15 protein-coding genes, 11 tRNA genes and 1 rRNA gene are annotated in these 20,324 nt (G+C 42.3%); 3 read left to right on the plus strand and 24 right to left on the minus strand.

Annotated elements, in window-relative coordinates; all coding sequences use genetic code 11:
• Positions 1 to 184: 184 nt before the first annotated feature.
• Together BLW49_RS24570 and BLW49_RS24575 are read right to left on the minus strand one after the other, a co-directional pair.
• Entirely contained in the window at positions 185 to 631 is a 447-nt protein-coding gene (locus BLW49_RS24570) for an aminoacyl-tRNA deacylase (RefSeq protein ID WP_076315309.1), read from the minus strand.
• 299 nt (positions 632 to 930) lie between these two features.
• Complete coding sequence (locus BLW49_RS24575) at positions 931 to 1,818, minus strand: LysR family transcriptional regulator (RefSeq protein WP_076315308.1); 888 nt, start codon at positions 1,816 to 1,818, stop codon at positions 931 to 933.
• Positions 1,819 to 1,949: 131 nt separating this feature from the next.
• Between BLW49_RS24575 and BLW49_RS24580 the strand changes: the two genes are divergently transcribed.
• From BLW49_RS24580 to BLW49_RS24590, 3 genes are all read left to right on the plus strand, one after another.
• A complete protein-coding gene (locus BLW49_RS24580) occupies positions 1,950 to 2,519 on the plus strand; it encodes a non-oxidative hydroxyarylic acid decarboxylases subunit B (RefSeq protein ID WP_090727490.1) in 570 nt (189 codons plus the stop codon).
• 201 nt (positions 2,520 to 2,720) lie between these two features.
• Positions 2,721 to 4,145, plus strand: coding sequence for a non-oxidative hydroxyarylic acid decarboxylases subunit C (locus BLW49_RS24585; RefSeq protein WP_076315307.1), 1,425 nt, complete (start codon positions 2,721 to 2,723; stop codon positions 4,143 to 4,145).
• A 53-nt stretch (positions 4,146 to 4,198) separates the two neighbouring features.
• Entirely contained in the window at positions 4,199 to 4,423 is a 225-nt protein-coding gene (locus tag BLW49_RS24590) for a non-oxidative hydroxyarylic acid decarboxylases subunit D (protein ID WP_076315306.1), read from the plus strand.
• Positions 4,424 to 4,516: 93 nt separating this feature from the next.
• Here BLW49_RS24590 and BLW49_RS24595 read toward each other — a convergent pair whose 3' ends face one another.
• The 22 genes from BLW49_RS24595 to rrf all read right to left on the minus strand — a co-directional run bounded on the left by BLW49_RS24595 (position 4,517) and on the right by rrf (position 20,296).
• Positions 4,517 to 4,867: a P-loop NTPase family protein gene (locus tag BLW49_RS24595; RefSeq protein WP_090727491.1), complete on the minus strand. Its 351-nt coding sequence runs from the start codon at positions 4,865 to 4,867 to the stop codon at positions 4,517 to 4,519.
• Between the two features lie 660 nt (positions 4,868 to 5,527).
• Complete coding sequence (locus BLW49_RS24600; RefSeq protein ID WP_090727493.1) at positions 5,528 to 6,343, minus strand: alpha/beta fold hydrolase; 816 nt, start codon at positions 6,341 to 6,343, stop codon at positions 5,528 to 5,530.
• Between the two features lie 814 nt (positions 6,344 to 7,157).
• Positions 7,158 to 7,253 (minus strand): GrpB family protein, encoded by a 96-nt coding sequence (locus BLW49_RS29560; RefSeq protein WP_256209939.1) that lies wholly within the window; start codon positions 7,251 to 7,253, stop codon positions 7,158 to 7,160.
• 692 nt (positions 7,254 to 7,945) lie between these two features.
• A complete protein-coding gene (gene glmS / locus BLW49_RS24610; RefSeq protein ID WP_076315789.1) occupies positions 7,946 to 9,778 on the minus strand; it encodes a glutamine--fructose-6-phosphate transaminase (isomerizing) in 1,833 nt (610 codons plus the stop codon).
• 655 nt (positions 9,779 to 10,433) lie between these two features.
• Positions 10,434 to 11,777, minus strand: a complete 1,344-nt coding sequence (gene glmM / locus BLW49_RS24615) for a phosphoglucosamine mutase (protein ID WP_090727494.1) — start codon at positions 11,775 to 11,777, stop codon at positions 10,434 to 10,436.
• Between the two features lie 148 nt (positions 11,778 to 11,925).
• Entirely contained in the window at positions 11,926 to 13,356 is a 1,431-nt protein-coding gene (locus BLW49_RS24620) for a CdaR family protein (RefSeq protein WP_090727496.1), read from the minus strand.
• The gene (gene cdaA, locus BLW49_RS24625) at positions 13,349 to 14,179 is read right to left on the minus strand and encodes a diadenylate cyclase CdaA (protein WP_076315786.1); all 831 of its coding nucleotides are present in this window, start codon (positions 14,177 to 14,179) and stop codon (positions 13,349 to 13,351) included. Before cdaA ends, BLW49_RS24620 begins: the two co-directional genes overlap by 8 nt.
• A 311-nt stretch (positions 14,180 to 14,490) precedes the next feature.
• Complete coding sequence (locus BLW49_RS24630) at positions 14,491 to 15,105, minus strand: zf-HC2 domain-containing protein (RefSeq protein ID WP_090727497.1); 615 nt, start codon at positions 15,103 to 15,105, stop codon at positions 14,491 to 14,493.
• 162 nt (positions 15,106 to 15,267) lie between these two features.
• On the minus strand, positions 15,268 to 15,834 hold the full coding sequence (sigW, locus tag BLW49_RS24635) for an RNA polymerase sigma factor SigW (RefSeq protein WP_170862593.1): 567 nt from the start codon (positions 15,832 to 15,834) through the stop codon (positions 15,268 to 15,270).
• 200 nt (positions 15,835 to 16,034) lie between these two features.
• Positions 16,035 to 18,824 (minus strand): phosphoenolpyruvate carboxylase, encoded by a 2,790-nt coding sequence (ppc, locus tag BLW49_RS24640; RefSeq protein WP_076315783.1) that lies wholly within the window; start codon positions 18,822 to 18,824, stop codon positions 16,035 to 16,037.
• 340 nt (positions 18,825 to 19,164) lie between these two features.
• Positions 19,165 to 19,235 (minus strand) — tRNA-Gly (locus BLW49_RS24645).
• 8 nt (positions 19,236 to 19,243) lie between these two features.
• Positions 19,244 to 19,317, minus strand: a tRNA-Pro gene (locus BLW49_RS24650).
• An 8-nt stretch (positions 19,318 to 19,325) separates the two neighbouring features.
• Positions 19,326 to 19,402, minus strand: a tRNA-Arg gene (locus BLW49_RS24655).
• 6 nt (positions 19,403 to 19,408) lie between these two features.
• Positions 19,409 to 19,483, minus strand: a tRNA-Gly gene (locus tag BLW49_RS24660).
• Positions 19,484 to 19,493: 10 nt separating this feature from the next.
• Positions 19,494 to 19,574: transfer RNA gene (locus BLW49_RS24665), tRNA-Leu, on the minus strand.
• An 11-nt stretch (positions 19,575 to 19,585) separates the two neighbouring features.
• A tRNA-Lys gene (locus BLW49_RS24670) sits at positions 19,586 to 19,661 on the minus strand.
• Positions 19,662 to 19,668: 7 nt separating this feature from the next.
• Positions 19,669 to 19,743 (minus strand) — tRNA-Gln (locus BLW49_RS24675).
• A gap of 63 nt (positions 19,744 to 19,806) precedes the next feature.
• A tRNA-Val gene (locus BLW49_RS24680) sits at positions 19,807 to 19,882 on the minus strand.
• A gap of 8 nt (positions 19,883 to 19,890) precedes the next feature.
• A tRNA-Glu gene (locus tag BLW49_RS24685) sits at positions 19,891 to 19,962 on the minus strand.
• Positions 19,963 to 19,974: 12 nt separating this feature from the next.
• Positions 19,975 to 20,047, minus strand: a tRNA-Thr gene (locus tag BLW49_RS24690).
• 3 nt (positions 20,048 to 20,050) lie between these two features.
• A tRNA-Asn gene (locus tag BLW49_RS24695) sits at positions 20,051 to 20,126 on the minus strand.
• 53 nt (positions 20,127 to 20,179) lie between these two features.
• Positions 20,180 to 20,296 (minus strand): 5S ribosomal RNA (gene rrf / locus BLW49_RS24700).
• Between the last annotated feature and the right edge of the window lie 28 nt (positions 20,297 to 20,324).

The following is a 20,324-nucleotide window of genomic DNA, read 5'->3' on the forward strand; positions in this document are numbered from 1 at the left end:
GAAAAGTAAAAAATCTTTCCGCACTGTCTAACTATTTCATATAGGTATAACCTTCCAAAAAGGAATTGGAGGGTTAATTGTCATGCTTATTTTTACTATATCACATGACTTAAGTTCACTTTACTGGTAATCTTGACAAGCTATTAGCTGGTTTTAGCGCAACGAAAGAGTTAAGAAGTTTGCCCTATCTTATGTATCCAGCGATATGATTTAATTTCTCAATATCCTTCGGATTGATCTTCAATGTCGTTTGTGGAACCCCTGTACCTCCATAAACATAATTAAATCGAAATAACTCTCTATCCATGAATGTTGGGATATCCGGGTTTATTAACGATACACTTCCAATCTTACTTCCAGTTACTTGTTCTACTTCATTAGGCTTCGCAAATTTGATCTCTTGAAGTTGAAATTTCTCCTGCAAAGCAATAAGATCGATTCGTCCGTAATCACCAGAAATGATCAGAGCATAGTAGCCTTTATCTGTTTTGAATATTAGTGTCGGGGCAGTTTGGCCAATATCAATACCAAAATAATTAGCACCTTGCTGTGCTGTGTTAATCGGAATATTATGTTCAACGACTTCATAATCAACGTGCTGATTCTTTAATAGCGATATTAATTTATCCATACTTCTTTCCGTCTCCTTCTCTATATTTAATCTAGCTGGTCTACGTATAAATTCGTCAGAAAGACTTTTTTGCCTTTTTTCTGCAATTACTATTTATTCCGTTAACCTGCCCGTTAGCTTAATGAAATAGCTGTAAATTCAGTTAGATATTTATTTAATAGGTAATCGGACTATGTTCTTGTCCTTGGCTTGGGACAAGAACTTGTACCGATAAAACAAAAAAGCCGCTAAAATTAGCGATCTCAATGGGAATATGTTCTTGTCCCTCGACATCGAACTAAGTTCTTGTCCTTGAATTGTCATTGTAGAATTGTTTCTTCAAAGTAGTCTATAAATCTTCTAGCTGCAGCAGACAAATAGCCGTTTGTCCTCCAAATTAAGCTAGGTTCAGTAGCCCAAGGATTGTTTTCAATCTTAATAATGTCAAAATCCCCTGTCAACTGAGTTTGGACCATGGATAGTGGCAAGATCGTAGCCCCAAATCCGGACTTAACTAAACTTAGTAGCATTGAGGAATCATGGCATTCGCATAGTATATTGGGTTGCAACTTTAATTGCTTAAATTCTTGAATGATTTGTTGATATAAGCTGTTCCCTTCTACTGGACCAAAAAGAATCAATGGTATGGTGGAAATAAGCGCAACATCTACAGTATCAGCTTTAAATTTAAAATCTTTTGGAACAATAAAAACACATTCGTTTCTATCAATGTATCTTGTTTGATATTGTTCCTTTGCAAAATGACCATACGCTATCGCTATATCAATTTGGCGATTATCCAAACAATCGATCAAAAATGTAGCATTTCCTTCCCAGATACTGAATCTGACTTGAGGGTATTCATTACGGAATTGCTTCAATATAGACATCATCAATGCTGCATCATAGATAGTTAAACCTATTGATAGTGTTCCGCTAACCTCTTCCCCATACTCTTTAACTTCAACAACTGCTTCTTCCATTGTTTGTACGACATTTTTAGCTTTCTTGAGAAACAACTCACCTTGGGGCGTTAATGTTACTTTTCTCTTCTTGTTGCGCTCAAATAAAGTGACGCCTAGCTCTTCCTCCATCAACTGTAGTTGCTTGCTTAATGGAGGTTGTGCCATGTGCAGGGCCTGAGCAGCTTTTGTTATACTTCCTTCTTCTGCAATTGCAATTAGATAGCGAAGTTGTCGGATATCCATATGTCCCCTCCCTTATACGATAAAAGTATTATATAAATATTTTATAGATATTTTCAATATTAAAAATGTGGGCGTATAATCCCTTACTAGAAGAAGTATTAGAAATATGACCCTTTAAGGAGTAGATCATTTTGAAAATTATCGTAGGCATGACCGGTGCAACTGGATCCATTTATGGAATACGCTTACTGCAAGTGTTGAAGCAAGCTGGAATAGAAACTCACCTCGTCATCTCCACTTGGGCTGGGGCTACCCTTCAGACAGAAACATCTTATACGTTGAAGGATGTAGAAGCTTTAGCCGATTATGTATATTCAAACAAGGATTTGGGCGCAAAAATTTCAAGTGGTTCATTTCAAGTCGACGGCATGATTATAGCCCCATGCAGCATGAAATCACTCGCCTCCATTCGCATGGGGTTAGCAGATAATCTTGTGACTCGATCTGCCGATGTCATTCTTAAAGAACGTAAAAAACTGCTTCTTATGACTCGAGAAACTCCTTTAAATAACATTCATCTGGAAAACATGCTTTATTTATCTCAAATGGGCGTCATCATTTTTCCTCCTATGCCTGCCTTCTATAATCATCCAGAAACCCTTGAAGATATTGTTGATCACATTGTATATCGTACCTTGGATCAATTCGGTATTCATCTACCAGCAGCCAAACGTTGGAATGGATTAACCAAAAAACAATAGTTTGAAATAATTAGAAAATGGTTATTTTTAGGCCGCTTTCCAATAGAAGTAGCGGCTTTTATATTGATCTGCTATTTACAAAATCAAAATTTAATATTTTAAAAGTATGTAATAAATATTTAATAGATATTTTCAATATATAAAAATCAGTTGTATAGTTGTTCTTGCATCAAGAAAATTCAGTATTAGGAGGAACGCTCTATGGCGTACAAAGATTTAAGGGAATTTCTTAGTTTGCTAGAATCGGAAAATCAGCTTATCCGAATTAAAGAACCGGTGATGCCTGAACCTGACTTGAGCGCAATTGGCCGCTCTGCAACTAGTTTGGAAAGTGCACCGGCAGTTATTGTTGAGAACGTTAAAGGTTATAAAACTCCAGTAGTACTTAATGTGCACGGTTCTTGGCAAAACCACGCTTTAATGCTTAATCTGCCAAAAGATACTCCTGTTAAAGAACAGTTTTTTGAACTGGAAAAAACATGGGATCGATACCCAATCAAGCCAGTCTGGGTTGATCGAAAAGACGCTCCGGTCAAAGAAGTGATTATTGAAGATGATATTGATCTATTTGAAGTGTTGCCTTTATACCGCATTAACGAATTCGATGCTGGCTTTTACCTGTCAAAAGCACTCATCGTTAGTAAGGACCCTAATAAACCGGATAGTTATGAAGAACAGAACGCAGGCACATACCGCGTTCAAGTAAAAGGTAAGGACAAACTTGGCATACAGCCTCTTCCATTCCATGACATGGCCGTTCACCTAAGACATGCTGAGGAAAATAATGAGCCGCTGCCTATTGCTATTTGCCTTGGAAATGACCCTGTTTTAAATCTAATGGCAAGTACACCAATTGAATATGCTCAATCAGAATATGATTTTGCCGGTGCTTTAAAAGGCGAACCGATAGAACTTACGAAAAGCGAGTTAGGTGGATTAGACATTCCTGCACGCAGTGAAATCGTGTTAGAAGGGTATGTGCTTCCACGTGAGAGAGAAATTGAAGGACCATTTGGTGAATTCCCAGGTAGTTATTCAGGCTCTCGTCAACAACCCGTTGTCAAAATCACTAAAATAACCCACCGTCAAAATCCTATTTTTGAGAACTTGTATTTGGGTATGCCTTGGACGGAAGTGGATTATCTAGTAGCTTTAAATACAAGCTTACCGATATACAAGCAATTAAAACGTGATTTCCCGGAAGTTCAAGCCGTAAATGCCATGTATACTCACGGAATTGGCGTTATTGTCTCTACAAAATCACGTTTCGGTGGATATGGTAAAGCCGTAGCAATGAGATTGTTATCTACACCACATGGTATGCCGTACTCGAAAATTGTAATTGTCGTAGATGAATTCGTTGATCCGTTTAACCTAGAACAAGTGATGTGGGCATTGACAACTCGTGTTCGTCCCGATAAAGACGTATTTAAAATTCCATTTGCTCCAGGAATGCCTTTAGACCCTTCCTCTGAACCAGCTGGAATGCATACGAAGCTAGTTATCGATGCGACCACTCCTGTTGCCCCAGATTTCGCACGAGATACGGAACTGTTAGCCACTCCAGTGAAAACTGATGAATGGACAGAACTACTTCGAGAAATTGCGAAACAGCAGCGCAGCTAAATATTACAAATCATAGCATACTTTAGATTTATACTTACTTAGGAGGAAATGACATGAAATGCCCAAGATGCGAATCTGAAACAGTTAGTCTATTAAAAAAGGCTCCTCTAGATAATGCCTGGGAGATATACATTTGTGGTACATGTACACTTTCATGGAGAAATACGGAGCCTGACAATATAACTGATCCTGCAAAATATGATAAAAGATTTAAGATTGATCCAGCTAACATTGTGAAGTTGGATCAAATTCCACCGATTCCAGAACTTAAAAAATAATATACAACAATAATTCATAGGGTGGCAGCATCCTATGAATTACCCATTTCTCGTTTATATTAAATGTGCTTCCATAGCTTAGTCACGAAATAGCTAAATAATATCCAGATTATTAGTTACAGTAAAAAACTTATCCTTATACTCACAGTTCTTTATGAAGTGAGGGAGTTTTTCAAGATTATATTTCGTATTCCACTCTAATAGGTTTCTGATATCCTCTAAAGTCTCTCGCTTTCCACTCTTGTCAGTTCCTGAAGCACGGTCTTCATAACGTTTCCATATTCTCGTTTCTTGGAGAGACAAAGGAGGCTTCAAGACAACAATCTTATCAGCAGCAGAAAGACTTGGTTCTATCCATGCTCTGTATACACCTTCTATAATCCATGCCTCTTGGCTTAAATATTCTTCAAGTTTCTGATCTCGTTGTTTCTCCGAAGCTTTCACCCCATAAACTCCCGCTTCATTGTCCTAAAATTTATCATCTAAATCATAATGTGGGATATTGAGTCTTTGACTCAACAACTCTGCTATGTAGGACTTACCACTTCCTGCTCCTCCAATGATATGGATTTTAATAATTTCCACCTCCGTCCTTCAAAATTCTAAACATAATTATACACCAACATAATTAAACTAACCTGCCCGTTAAGTTAATGAGAAAGCTGTAATATTTATTAGATATTTATTAGATATCTATCTAATCGGTAATAGGTACATGTTCTTGTCCATTCCGGCAATCGGTACATGTTCTTGTCCTTGACTCGGGACACGAACTTGTACCGATAACATAAAAAAGCCGCTTAATTAGCGACTTCAATGGGAATATGTTCTTGTCCCCCGACAGGTCGTAAAATAGAAATTAATATTTGCAAAGTTCTGATATTCTATATTCAATTACAGTACTTCCCATGTGTTCACGACGTCCCCCCGACTTAAGCGAACGATAGTGAGCGGCCGCGATGTGGTTAGTCGGTGCGGATGTGTCCCGGCATCTACTTCTTCGACTTAACTTCCGGGACCGAGGCGGCTTGTCCGGCGATGCGTGAACACATTGTTATAGGATGTCAGCGACTTCTTCGAAATTCCTGAATTATTCTTTCTACATTAAATTAAAAATTTTAAAATATGTGATAACAAAACTGCTGGTTCATCTTCTTGAACTAAATGTCCTGCTTCAGGGATAGTAACAAACTGTGATGTCTTTATCTCACTATGCAATTTGTGCCCCTTTTCAATTGGAACCCATTTGTCTTGCCTCCCCCAAACAATTAATACTGGTATCTTAATTTCTCCATATTTATCTTCAATTTCATCTGTATATTTTTGGCTAGCTTGGGCTATTTGACGATAGAATGCAGGCTGACCCGTTGATCCAAGCCAAGGATTTAATATACCTTTTAAAGTTTCATCATTCATTGGTTTATATGTTGCCCCTTGAACATATGCAGAAACCATAGCCTTATGTATATAACTAGGAACTCCTTGAAAAGCTGATTCATATTTGTTTACGTGTGAGAAGAAAGTAGAACCCCAAGGTGCTACTGCCACGGGATCAATTAGAATAAGCTTTTTAAAGTCACGTTTATTTAACATGTGTGTTCTTAAAACAGTTGTTCCGCCAAAATCATGTCCAATAGCATACGGATCCTTAAGTTCCCAATGATTTAATAGTTCTACAAAGACTTTGTTCTGTACGCCTAGCGAGACATCTCCATCATTTTTTTCAGATTCACCATAACCTAAAAGATCATAATAATACACGGTAAACCATTGACTTAATGCGGGAATGATGTGCCGCCAATTAAAAGATGACCAAGGAGTGCCATGCACAAGGACTAAAGGAGGACCTTCACCCATGATTCCATAACATACTGTTCCATAAGTTGAAGAGAATCTTCTTGTTAAATTTATATTCTGCATAAATCTAACCTCCTATTTTTATCGTAATGATAAACAACTTGGCATAATTTATTAGTCTTGTATTAGTCTTGTTTTTCGCTGATTTCCTATAACGTCTTATTCACGAACTTCGTAAATAATTCCATATGTAGGGTATTCGCGAAACTTTTGAACTATCCTGCCCATTCGTAATGAAAACAAGGAGCAGCTGCCGAGGCAAACTACTCCTTGTTTGATTGAACTAATGTTTCCCGTTAGCTTAACGATTTATTATTATTTTTTGGAGTTGGGATTTCTACAACATGGATTTTAAATAGATCTAAAACAGCAATTATAGACAATGCAAAACCACTGTTCCATACCTCATCTATCCAATTTCCCTCAAATATCTGCGTACATTCATTAATAAAATCTTGATTTAATCGTGATTGAAGTTTCTTCTGCCATGACAGAATATGGAACTCCCTTAACCCCCATTTTATCTATCATCTATCTGAGCCCTGCCAGAACTCCCTTCTCGTATTCGTCTGTCGCGTTCTCATGTATCATGTGAATCTATCCATTCAAGAAATTGGTTTTTTCGATCATGAGTATTTCTACAGTAACAGTGAACATTAAATCAACTCTTTTTGATGGAGTTTAACAGTCATTTTAGCAAACAAATTCTTGGGAAAGCTGAGGTCTTAGGATCAACTAACGTTTCCCGTTAACATAATCAATGGTTTGGTTATTCTTCTCACTCAACTTTCCCTTTTGAATTACATCAAAAATAAATGCATGCTTGGCATTGGTATAAGCAACTCTGTCATGGGGATACTTTTCTGCAAGTTCTTTTTTAATTGATTGTACTGCTTAAGCATTCTGGATGAGTTCTTAAATAATCCCTGAACAAAATATTGTTATGCCATTCTTCACTTCCATAAACATAAATATGTAAATGATGCGTTCCTGCTCTTCCTTACCTCTTCTGAAAAACCTTCTGTTAAGCAAGATTTTGTGATAAACATTCATATACCCTATCTTTGCAAGGGATTCAATAAAGGCTTCAACATCCTCTACAACACGAAATTTGTTTCTAATCTTATTAAGATCCTTGATTTTCTTGATTAAACAACAAATGAGCTCAGACTAATCTGAGCTCATTTGTATGTTGGATTAAGAAGTTACAAACAATATTCCTTCACCGTGTTGTCAGACGCATGATTTGTCTTACAGTTACACGCTCGATATCTGCCTTTAGTCGCAAATGATTATTACGGATGGCCGGGCAATCAGGCGAAATGTTGATCACTCCAATGAGAACATTTGACTACTGTATATTGCAGACACATGTTCTTATATCAATTAAAAATAAAAGTGCCCTCGTTAGTTATAAGCTAATGAGGGCACTTTTTACAACAAAAAACACAAATAATTTGGTAGAACCACCAATATTATCAATATTGAGTATTACATCACAAACTTTAATACGAAATATCAGCTGGGATCCTAAGATGCAACCATTAAGATACAAACTCTATTGTAAAAGTACTAACTTTAGTGTAAAGGCACCAACTATAATGTCTAGAAACTAACTTTAATGTAACCAGACAAATATCAAATGAATTTATTTTATTAAATAAATTATTCAACAGTTACACTCTTCGCCAGGTTACGTGGTTTATCCACATCAAGACCGAGGGCAAGAGATGCGTAGTATGCCAGAAGCTGGAGCGGCACTACGGAAAGTGCTGGTGTCAGGATCGGCAATGTTTTCGGAATTGCATATGCTTGGTCTACGGATTTAAGCAGGTTCGCAACATGCTCTTCATGCGTAATCACCATAACGTCTGCACCGCGTGCTTTTACTTCCTTGATGTTACTTACTGTTTTCTCAAGTACATCCTCCTGTGTTGCCAGGGCAATCACCGGAATACCGTCTTCGATCAATGCAAGCGTACCATGCTTCAGTTCACCTGCTGCATACGCCTCAGAGTGGATGTAAGAGATCTCTTTCAGCTTAAGGGAGCCTTCCTGAGCAACAGCGTAGTCTACGCCGCGGCCGATGAAGAACAGGTTCTTATGGCTGGAGATTTGCTCAGCATAATCCTTAATGGTCTCCGCTTGATCCAGCATTTTCTCCACTTGCTCAGGCAGAGATTGCATCGCAGCGATAATGCCTGCTACCGTCTCTTCTGTTTGAGTGCCACGCACTTGAGCGAGGTACAAGCTGAACAGAGCAAATGCAATCAGCTGAGAAGTGTAGGCTTTCGTAGAAGCAACAGCAATCTCAGGACCTGCCAGTGTTGCAAGCACGTCGTTTGCATCACGAGCGATGGAGCTGCCCACCACGTTAGTGATCGCAAGTACATGAGCACCATTAGCCTGCGCTTCACGAAGTGCTGCAAGGGTATCCGCTGTTTCACCCGATTGGCTGACTACGATAACGAGTGTATCAGAGTTCACGATTGGTGAACGGTAACGATACTCGGAAGCCACGTCCGTCTCGACTGGAATACGTGCCAGATGCTCGATCATGCTGCGGCCAACGAGACCTGCATGGTAAGCCGTACCACAAGCAATAATTTGAATGTTCTTAATATTTTTAATTTGCTCTTCCGTCATGTTCAGATCAGGAAGCAATACTTTTTTGTGATCTGCAGAAATCCGGCCCAGCATCGTTTCACGATAAGCTTTAGGCTGCTCGTAGATTTCTTTCAGCATGAAATGATCGAATCCGCCTTTTTCAGCTGTAACTGCATCCCAATCGACACGAATCATTTCCCGAGAAATAAAATTCCCCTCAATTGTCATCAGTTCGACAGAATCCTGTGTCAGGACTGCCATTTCGCCGTCATTCAAGATGTACACGTTACGAGTATATTCGAGAATAGCCGGAATATCGGAGCCGATAAAGTTCTCACCTTCACCGATACCGATGATCAGCGGACTGGCTTGACGAACAGCAACCAATTTATCTGGCTCATATTCTGTCAGAACGCCGAGTGCAAACGCACCACGCATGTATGTGATCGCTTTTTGAACAGCTTTCACGATATCACCGTCGTACTCACGAGCAACCAAATGAGAGATCACTTCAGTATCTGTCTCCGAAGTAAATACACAGCCTTGGCTGATCAGCTCATCCTTCAGCTCCAGATAGTTCTCTACAATCCCGTTATGAACTACAGAGAATTTGAGGCTGTTGTCTGTATGCGGGTGAGAGTTCTCATCCGATGGTTTACCATGAGTTGCCCACCGTGTATGTCCAATTCCTGCGCTTCCTTGCAGCGGAGCCGTCTCCAGCTTAGCTTCAAGGTTCGCAAGACGACCGATAGATTTCGTAATTTGCAGACCTTCTGGAGTGAAAACGGCGATACCCGCAGAGTCATAACCACGGTATTCCAGTTTCTTCAGTCCTTCGATCAACACATTTTGCGTATTCTTTGTTCCAATATATCCAACGATTCCACACATAGGTAAAATTCCTCCGATTCGAATGTTTGAACATGACCGGGAGAAATGCACCATCAGCATGTAAATAGACATGAGTAAACAATAGTCTGATATGCGGGTGACAAACCCTTTACGGTAAGCTACATAGCACGAACCAGTGTGTTATTATACAACTGGACAGCCAATAAAGTGGCCTTGATATCGTATGAAATGACTTCCGTCTTATCCTATGTCGATGTCACGATGACGCATATCATCACTCATGTAATGCTGAAGTATGCTCTCCTCGTGCACATTCTAATTTTGTATCACCTATCGATTCGTTGTAAAAACAGTCGCCTGTTTCTTTTCCGTTTTCGATTTACGGTATGGTGGATTACCGGGAGGTCCCCGCCGAACAATCCGAACACCCCCACCTCGTCAACTTGACCATTGTCCATTGTTTTACATAACAATGGTTCCGTACACTGGAACAAGTTCTGGCGCTTGTAATGCTGTTGTAACCTCAACCCTCACTTTCTATGTCTGAATCACACAACTCATTATATGCATCTGATGTCAGTTTTGCAATGGAGCAATATACCTCCAAGCAAATTTCATCATAAATACCCAAAAAACAAACCCGTGAAACTAGACTCTAGTCACACGGGCTTATTTTAAGAGCAGGACAACCAGGTTACCCTGCCAGTTCCTTCTTAACTACACCCGCGATATGCTCAACGAACTGCTCAAGCTCTATACGGTCCGGTCCTTCTGCCATAACACGAATCAGGGATTCTGTGCCAGATGGTCTAACCAGTACACGTCCATTGTCACCCAGCTTGCTCTCGATCATAGCGATTGCTTCCTCAATAACCGAATTGCCTTCATACTTGCTCTTGTCTTCGACACGAACATTGACCAGCACTTGCGGATACTGTTTCATCAGACCTTTCAGCTCACTCAGCTTCTTGCCCGATTCTTTAAGCGTATTAATCAATTGAATCGCAGTCAGCATCCCGTCTCCCGTCGTATTGTAGTCCAGGAAAATAACATGGCCGGACTGCTCACCGCCCAGATTGTAGCCCCCGCGGCGCATTTCTTCCATTACATAACGGTCACCGACCGCAGTCTTTGCTGTTTTGAGTCCTAATTTTTCAGTTGCTTTGTAGAAACCGATATTGCTCATTACGGTGGACACAATCGTTCCATCATGAAGCTTGCCTGCACGGTTCATCGCATCGCCGCAAATGCACAGAATAAAGTCGCCATCCACTTCGGCTCCGGTCTCATCAATTGCAATCAACCGGTCTGCGTCGCCGTCAAATGCAAGACCTGCATCCGCACCATGGCGAATCACTTCTTCCTTGAGCTTCTCAGGGTGTGTCGAGCCACACTGCTCGTTGATGTTAAGTCCGTCAGGCTCAGCACCAATCGTAATGACTTCTGCTCCGAGATCAGCGAAAAGTTTTGGAGCCAGCTCATACGCAGCACCGTTAGCGCAATCCAGTACAATTTTTAATCCGTCAAAACGGGAAGATACCGTTGTTTTTAGATACTCCAGATAAGTAAACTTCGCTTCTTTGTCGACCGTAACCGTGCCCAGACCGCTGCCAATCGGACGAGGAAGGGTGTCTTCATATGCATCCATCAATTCCTCAATCTTATTCTCTGTCTCATCAGACAGCTTGAAGCCGTCACCGCCAAAGAATTTGATTCCATTGTCCTCCACCGGATTATGAGATGCCGAGATCATGACTCCTGCGTCTGCTTTAAGCGTGCGTGTCAGATACGCTACGCCTGGAGTCGAAACGACACCAAGACGAATAACATCCGCACCAATGGACAAGAGACCTGCAACGAGCGCTGATTCCAGCATAAGCCCTGAAATACGTGTATCCATCCCGATAACCACTTTCGGACGGTCTACTCCTCCAGCGAGTACATATCCTCCGCAACGTCCAATGCTATAGGCCATCTCAGCCGTTAATTCTTTATTAGCAACCCCTCTAACTCCATCAGTACCAAAATATTTCCCCATTCTCCTGAACTCCTTTTTGTCATATGTGAATAGTCAATTAGCAAGCTTGCTTTAGAAAGATATCGATCTAATTCAATTTCGTGCATTTCATAATATTAATTAATAATGGCTGATACATTGTTACTGTAAAAATGGCAGTAAGCTCATGTTAAGGTGCTGGATTGGCTGCATCAGTATCTTCACCGGAATCACCCGGGTCACCGTTCCCTTCCTGGCTCGGATCTGACTCTTCTTCCTTGTCCTCCCCATTCGTTGTACCACTGTTCTCCTCTTCCTCTCCCGATCCTGCATCGGGTTCAGTTGGCGGAGCAGTCGTTTCGGTAGAGGTGTCTTTCACCTGAACCTCGATAGTGAGGTCAGCCGATGAATTCTTGACCGTTACGTAATCCGGTGCATTGACTTGCAAGGTCACTTCATGTGAGCCTTCTGCCAAATCACTCGCATCTGCAATTAGCTCTAGATCCGTCGCATCTATGTTATCCAGCATATTACTGGGTCCGGAAATGGTGATATCCTTCAAGCCGTCCCTTGGCCTCGTAACACTTGCTTCCAGACTGCCGCCCGGCTCCTTAACTACGATGGGGACATCCCGTATCACCTTTTCCGTATCCTGCACTTCATCGGATAATGCAACCGTCACTTCTAATTGCACGGAGCTCGGCTCGATTTTCTCAAAACCGGAGGGCGGCGTCAAGTCCACGTTAACTGTATGTGTCCCCGCCTCCGAAATCTGGCTAAGGTCCAAAGTCACTCCATTATAGTTCTCGACGCCTGCCAGCAGCTCCTGACTTCCATATAAAGTTACTTCATTTACATTCGGTTCCACTTGAGATAAGGTCAGACCATCCGGAAGACGTCCGGTGTAATGCACCTTAAATGGGACTTTGGTAAACTGCTCCGTAATCGGCACTTCTACAGCCACCGACTCAGGCTCTATGACAGCTCCTTCAATTTCATTCCCATCGAGATCGAAGGCTTTGAGACGCACTCTCTTCTCACTTACTGTATCCGTTGCTCCTTCAATATCGATCGTTCCTTCGACTTTGCCTACGGCTGCCAGCTGGCTCTCAGGAAGAGTGACCTTAACCGGCTCCGCAGGTGTAACTACCGGATCTCCTGCCAAATATCCTGCGGCTGGCTCACCCGTAGGTACGATACTAACATCAAATGTATTTGTCCCCAGCTCTTCAACAGTTACCGTCACCGTAGAAGGCTCCATCTTAACGAACTCGACCCCGTTTGGCACCACATGACTTAGCGGTAAGGTGCTCGTTCCTGGACCCACATTGCTGAGATCCAGCCGAACTTTATATTCATCTGTAAAAACAGAAGTCAGTACCGAGCGTTGTCCTCTGACCTGCATCTCGACTTCTGTTGCATCGACAGACGTAAGGACATACTTCGATGAATCGATGCCATAAGGCTCAATGGTGATATTATCAATTACCCGAGGCTCAACAGATGCAGTTGTCGTCGGTGTAGGTGTAACATCGTTCGAATGAACCATAGCCCATAGCAGCAAACTGATAGCCAGCGCCAATATTTTGGTAAAATTGTTATTGTTGAACCATTTATCCATTACCCTGGCCCCCCTTCCGTTTCCAGATCGAGTGCCTCTTTTCTTTCAGTGTTGAAGAAGGACGAAGCTCTTCATGCAGTTTAGAGATCAAGGATTCCTCCTTAATATCCCTCACCACTTGTCCGTTAATCGCTAAGGATACCTGTCCTGTTTCCTCAGACACAACAATCGCTACTGCATCTGCTACTTCACTTACTCCTATCGCTGCACGGTGCCTCGTTCCCAGCTCCTTGCTGATAAAAGGGTTCTCTGACAAAGGCAAATAGCAAGCAGCAGCTGCAATCTGTTTTCCTTGTAAAATAACAGCCCCATCATGAAGCGGTGTGTTCGGAATAAAGATGTTAATCAGCAGCTCAGAGCTCAGAACTGAATTCATCTTGATCCCTGATTCCGTATATTCATTCAGTCCTGTTTCCCGTTCGAACACAATGAGTGCGCCAATCTTGCGACGAGAGCAATAATTCACAGCCTTAATAATTTCATTCGTAAAACGACTGAACTCCTCATCATCCGCCGTAATCCGGTTAAACCATTTGCCACGGCCCAATTGCTCGAGCGCACGACGAAGCTCCGGTTGGAAGATGATAAAGAGTGCCAGCACCCCGAATGTAAATAGCTGATTCATGAGCCACTTCAGTGTGTAGAGATTAAACCAGGTACTGACTACCCACACGACAACGAGCAGAAGTATGCCCTTCAACAGCTGTACAGCGCGGGTCCCGCGAACAAGCAGCATAATGTGGTATATGATATAACCTACAATTAAAATATCTATAATATCCTTAATGGCTTCTTGCCATGTCAAATCCGCAAAATAGTTCATGCGATTGCCCCCGATATTCCCTAGTTGAGTAAATGTCCACATTCATATATCTGTAAGATAGATCGAACTAAGCTCTTCATGATCCTTTATGGTTTATAAGGGCTCTGGCATGATCATCGTTCATTCTTAAGAGTTAGTTATAGTATGTTCTTCATCATATCTAGGTTATAACGATAAAGTGCAAGTTGCAAGCGAGCTCGTTATTCCTTTCCCAATTATTATCATTATACCCTGAAAATATTAAAAAAAGAGCCCTCATAACAGAGGCTCTCTGGTCTTATAAAGGAATGTTCTACTATTGTTAGCATTTATTAGCGGTAAGCTACGACATTCATCACATCTGTTATCTTATACCAAATCCAGTCCAGCGCTTGATCTATACTCTTGATTTGTCCTGAGATATGAGCTGTAGAGGCCGTCATATAATGACCATCAATAATCGTGAGGTTACCCTCCACATTACCGTATACTTTTGCAGTCCCATTCTCAACCGTCAAATTCCCTGTAATCGACTTGCCCTCAGGTACAATGACATCGTTCCCTTCGATCACAATCTGATCTAGATCATCTCCACTGACAATCAACTGATTACTCTGGTCCCAAAAGCTGATCGTACTGGAAAACATCACGATTACAAAAATGGCTGCAGCAGTTAGGGCCGGGTGTCTTTTGACCCACTTCAGCCATGGCTGCTGTTTCTTTGGTTCTGGTACAGCACTCATGATCCGATCAGTCAGCTCATCTGAAGCAGACGGTGAATAATGTCTCATTGCGTATAGCAGCATATCCGTCTGTTCCAACTCTTTAAACCGCATGCGGCAGTCGGGACATATCGACAGGTGACTCTCGAGCCCGCTCTTTTGGGACAACGATAGTTCATCATCTAAATATTCATGCATTAAAGAGGTGCTTTCCTTGCAGTCCATATGAGCATATCCTTTCCTCTAGATCTTTGAAGTCTTATTTGCCGTATGATTTATACAGACATAAGACTTGCTTCCATTAAATACGAAGCACATCTAAGAACGTTTCAATAATTTATGCAGCATTTTTAAAAAAGGAGCCGGATCAATTTCACGCTTGAACCGCTACAATTTAAATTCTAGCTTTTTACGCAAAAATTCACGGCCTCTATGTACTCTTGTCTTAATGGTTGTGACAGGCATCCCTAATACATCACTGATCTCCTGTAGAGATAGATCCTGTAAATAACGAAGCACCATGATCGACTTGTACTTTGCAGGCAGCGTTTCAATTGCATCACGAATAATTCGCTGCGTCTCAGACAACAGCGCTTCACTCTCAGGGGTCCGGTTATCGCTTGGAATCATGGCATACCCATCAGTCCCCTCCTGATCTCCAAGCTCGGCATCGAGCGAGTAGGAAGGCTTCTTTCTCCGGAGTCTATCGATACATAAATTCGTTGCAATTCGATAGATCCAAGTTGAGAATTTCTGCTCTGGATCATATTTCTCCATATTCCGGTATACTCTCAAAAAAGTTTCCTGCACAATATCTTCTGCCTCATGTCTATTGTTCAGCATCCGATAAGCCAAATGAAACAATTTATCTTTATACAATTCCACAAGCTCAGCGAAAGCCCGTTGATCACCCTTAAGTATTAGATTGACCAACCTATTCTCCAAATTATCCACCATATATTCCCCCAGACTGGCTGATGGGTCTTTCGTACCGCTCGTATCCCAAAAAATACATCATTCAAATCGTAATTCATGTGCAGTTAAAAATCAATCATTTACACTATCAATTGTCAAAAAAAAAATCGGGAACTCTCCTACTTAAGATAAGAGAGCTCCCGAAGATCGAACCCAGTTCAATATTTAAATGGTTATAATCAACCTGTGTTCCGCATCCCTGAAGCAATGCCGTTAATCGTAAGCAGCACTTCCCGAAGCAATTCAGAGTCGTCTCCGTTTTGTTCACGCAATGCACGAAGCTCAGTCAGCAACTGCACTTGCAAGTAACTTAGCGGATCAACATACGGATTACGTAATCGAATGGATTCTTGAATTACAGGAACATTATCCAGAATATCCTGCTGCCCTGTAATTTTTAGAAGCAGATCCTTTGTTAGTTCATATTCTTCTAAAATTTTTCCTTTGACACGAGCACGAATCTCATCGTCCTGTACCATAGAAGTGTACTGCTTCGAGATGTTCATGTCTGCCTTGCCTACCGCCATCTGTACAGTATCAATCAATGTACGGAAGAACGGGTAGTTCTTATACATATCCTGAAGCACCTTCAGATTCTCCTCTTTGCCCTGATAGAAGCTCTGTAGGCCTGTACCAGCCGCGTACCATGCAGGGAAGAGATAACGGCTCTGTGTCCAAGCAAACACCCAAGGAATGGCACGTAAGTCCTCAAAACGATTGCTGTTCTTCCGCTTAGAAGGTCGGGATCCAATATTCAGCTCACCAACCTCAGGCAGCGGCGTAGATTCTTTGAAGAAATTGAAGAAGTCAGGATCATTAAATACAAGATCTTGGTACTTCTTCAGAGAAGCCTCTGAGATGGATACGATAATTTTCTTCCAAGCCTCTTCTTCAACCGGTGTCTCCACACTCGCAACCATAGCACTCGTCAGAAGAGCCGATGTTGCCTGTTCAAGACTTCGATAAGCGATCCCTTGCAGGGAATAACGGGAGGAGAGTACTTCTCCTTGTTCCGTAATCTTGATGCCTCCACCAATCGTATGAGGCGGCTGTGCCATAATACTGCGGTTTAGCGGCATACCGCCGCGACCAAGCGCTCCTCCACGTCCGTGGAAGAACTTGAGTTTTATATTGTACTTCTGGCTTACTGCCGTAATTTCATTCATGGCTACGAGCAGCTCCCAGTTTGCTGTAACAACTCCACCGTCTTTGTTGCTATCCGAGTAACCCAGCATGATCTCCTGCAGATCCTCCATCGCAGATACACAATTGCGATATACCGGTAATTCGAATAAGCGTTTCATGATCGCTGGTGCTGCATGCAAATCTTCAATGGTCTCGAATAGTGGCACAGATTGAATGGTACAAATCACATTACCATCTGGTTCTCTGCGGTAGAGACCTACTTCTTTGGCAAAGACCATTACTTCGAGCAGATCACTAGCACCTCGGGTCATACTGATCAGATAGCTGTTAATGCAGTTTCTGCCGTATTCCTTCTGAGCTCTGTAGATCGTACGATATACTTCAAGACATTCCTGTGTGCTCTCGCTGTAGCTGAAATGCGAAGAAGTTAATGGTCGTGGATCGCTCAACAAGCCGGCTAGCAAATCGATCTTCTCTTCCTCAGACAGAGCAGAATAATCATCTACAATGTTCATATGAGCCAAGATTTCCTTCATAGCATTCTCATGCTCTTGGCTGTGCTGACGAACATCTAAAGTCGCGGTATGGAAGCCGAACAGCTCCACTTGGCGAATAATCTTTTTAACATAAGTGTCTGCGACATAATCCGCATAATGATATCTCAAGCTGCGGTCAATTAGCTTCAGGTCGTTAATCAATTCCTCCGGTGAAGCGTAACGGTCTGACTGGCCGACTTTGTTGTCATCAAGCACATTATTCAGCTTGGAAAGCATGTAGGCGATTTTAATGCGATAAGGTTCCTTCTCATTCCGCCAAATATCCGCTTTCTTCAGAACAACCTTCTGACGATCCTCTTCAATAGAAGACATGAGCTCTTCAGAAACTGTAACGATATTTGTGCTGAAACTCAGTTTACCCATTAATTCAATCAAGATACGCTGATATTCACGCAGAGCAAGCTTACGCTGCATTTTAAGGGTCTCCCAGGTCACGTCAGCCGTTACTGATGGATTCCCATCCCGGTCTCCACCAATCCAGGAGCCAAAACGTAAATAAGTAGGCACATGCCAGCGATGTTCTGGATAATACTTTTCTAAGCAGCGCTCCAGCTCTTCATAAACATCCGGCAATACATGGAACAGCGTTTCATGGAAATAGTACATTCCATTTCTTACCTCATCAAGCACGGTAGGCTTGCGATCACGCAGTTCGTCTGTTTGCCAGAGCGTTATGACCTCGTTCAGCAGCTTCTCACGCAGCTGTTCACGTTCACGATGCGTAAGCGTTGGATTATCCAAGAGCATAACATCCTCAGATATACGTTTATGTATATCAAGAATAACTCGACGAGATGCTTCGGTTGGATGCGCGGTCATGACTAGCTCCAGGGACATAGTTTCCAAGATGCTCTGTACCTCGGTGTAGCCAAAGCCTTTATCCTTCAATGTTTGTACAGCCTTTTCAATAGAACCCGGTTGTACAGCCTCACCCGCAGAACGCTCGTAATCTCTCTTACGGCGGATCCGATGATTCTGCTCAGCGATGTTCACCAATTGAAAGTAAATCGCAAAAGCACGAATAACTTGATGACGTCGATCCGAATCAAGCCCCTGAATCATGCTCATAAACTCCTGGAACAATTCAGGTGTATTCTCAGCACGTAAAGCCTTGCTCGTCTCGCGAATCTTCTCAACAACGTTCAGGAGTTCGTTCCCTCCTTGATGTACCAGAACCTCACCAAGTATATTACCTAGAAACCTCACATCCCGACGCAACAAATTATTTGAATTGTTTTTGTTTGCGGTTGCCATAAGTTCTGTCATGCATATCCTCCTATCTCCAGCTGAATACAAAGTTAATCGTCCGTCATAATTGACACCTTCATAACATGATACAATAAAAATCAGGTAAAATCTTTAGTTTTGTGATAGAAAATACAGGTTTTTTGACAATTTTCGAATAAAATATTCAGTTATACTTCGTATTTCTACACCTTTGTCATCACATCAACGCGCCTTGAGAAGAGATCCATTCCGATTCTAATTATAGATAATTTTTACAACAAGTGCATATGAAAAATAGACCTCGTGCGTGACCCGACGGGGAGTAAATATACAAAAAAAAGCCCATCCATAAGATCAGGCTTTACAATAAGTATAATGAAGCGGGTGATGGGAATCGAACCCACGCTACCAGCTTGGAAGGCTGGAGTTCTACCATTGAACTACACCCGCAAATACGATCGGGATGACACGATTTGAACATGCGACCCCCTGGTCCCAAACCAGGTGCTCTACCAAGCTGAGCTACATCCCGACAGTAAATGGCGCGCCCTGAGAGATTCGAACTCCCGACCTTTTGATTCGTAGTCAAACGCTCTATCCAGCTGAGCTAAGGGCGCAAAATATGGAGCGGACGACGGGAATCGAACCCGCGACCCTCGCCTTGGCAAGGCGATGCTCTACCGCTGAGCCACGTCCGCAAAAAATCAATGCGCGTGAAGGGACTCGAACCCCCACGTCAAGGACGCTAGATCCTAAGTCTAGTGCGTCTGCCAATTCCGCCACACGCGCATATGATTAACTGGTGAGCCATGAAGGACTCGAACCTTCGACACCCTGATTAAAAGTCAGGTGCTCTACCAACTGAGCTAATGGCTCATATAAATGGCTGGGGATATAGGATTCGAACCTATGCGTGACGGAGTCAAAGTCCGTTGCCTTACCGCTTGGCTAATCCCCAACATTTTTATATGATGAGTATTATCTTCATATATAGTGTATCCAATATTTACAAAATAAATAATGGTGGAGACTGAGGGGATCGAACCCCCGACCCTCTGCTTGTAAGGCAGATGCTCTCCCAGCTGAGCTAAGTCTCCATATAAAGTGACCCGTAGGGGATTCGAACCCCTGTTACCTCCGTGAAAGGGAGGTGTCTTAACCCCTTGACCAACGGGCCTTGCAATATCTAAGCTCTCAACCGGGATCGAACCGGTGACCTCATCCTTACCATGGATGCACTCTACCTACTGAGCTATGAGAGCATATGGCTCCCCGAACAGGACTCGAACCTGTGACAACTCGATTAACAGTCGAGTGCTCTACCAACTGAGCTATCAGGGAATATTAACTAGTAGTCAACACATCTCTCAGTATAATACTGAGTAAGGATGTTTGCTTGGCGGCGTCCTACTCTCCCAGGACCCTGCGGTCCAAGTACCATCGGCGCTGGAGGGCTTAACGGTCGTGTTCGGGATGGGTACGTGTGGAACCCCTCCGCTATCGCCACCAAACATGATTTTTGCGCTGTGATATCTTCGG

Origin of the sequence: Paenibacillus sp. PDC88 (genome assembly GCF_900106725.1) — a bacterium.
Lineage (GTDB): Bacteria > Bacillota > Bacilli > Paenibacillales > Paenibacillaceae > Paenibacillus > Paenibacillus shunpengii.

Coding starts and splice junctions, on each gene's coding strand:
- glmS (WP_076315789.1), bottom strand. CDS start 9,778: ATGTGTGGAATCGTTGGATATATTGGAACAAAGAATACGCAAAATGTG.
- BLW49_RS24570 (WP_076315309.1), bottom strand. CDS start 631: ATGGATAAATTAATATCGCTATTAAAGAATCAGCACGTTGATTATGAA.
- BLW49_RS24590 (WP_076315306.1), top strand. CDS start 4,199: ATGAAATGCCCAAGATGCGAATCTGAAACAGTTAGTCTATTAAAAAAG.
- BLW49_RS24630 (WP_090727497.1), bottom strand. CDS start 15,105: ATGGACTGCAAGGAAAGCACCTCTTTAATGCATGAATATTTAGATGAT.
- cdaA (WP_076315786.1), bottom strand. CDS start 14,179: ATGAACTATTTTGCGGATTTGACATGGCAAGAAGCCATTAAGGATATT.
- BLW49_RS24585 (WP_076315307.1), top strand. CDS start 2,721: ATGGCGTACAAAGATTTAAGGGAATTTCTTAGTTTGCTAGAATCGGAA.
- BLW49_RS24575 (WP_076315308.1), bottom strand. CDS start 1,818: ATGGATATCCGACAACTTCGCTATCTAATTGCAATTGCAGAAGAAGGA.
- glmM (WP_090727494.1), bottom strand. CDS start 11,777: ATGGGGAAATATTTTGGTACTGATGGAGTTAGAGGGGTTGCTAATAAA.
- BLW49_RS24620 (WP_090727496.1), bottom strand. CDS start 13,356: ATGGATAAATGGTTCAACAATAACAATTTTACCAAAATATTGGCGCTG.
- BLW49_RS24600 (WP_090727493.1), bottom strand. CDS start 6,343: ATGCAGAATATAAATTTAACAAGAAGATTCTCTTCAACTTATGGAACA.
- ppc (WP_076315783.1), bottom strand. CDS start 18,824: ATGACAGAACTTATGGCAACCGCAAACAAAAACAATTCAAATAATTTG.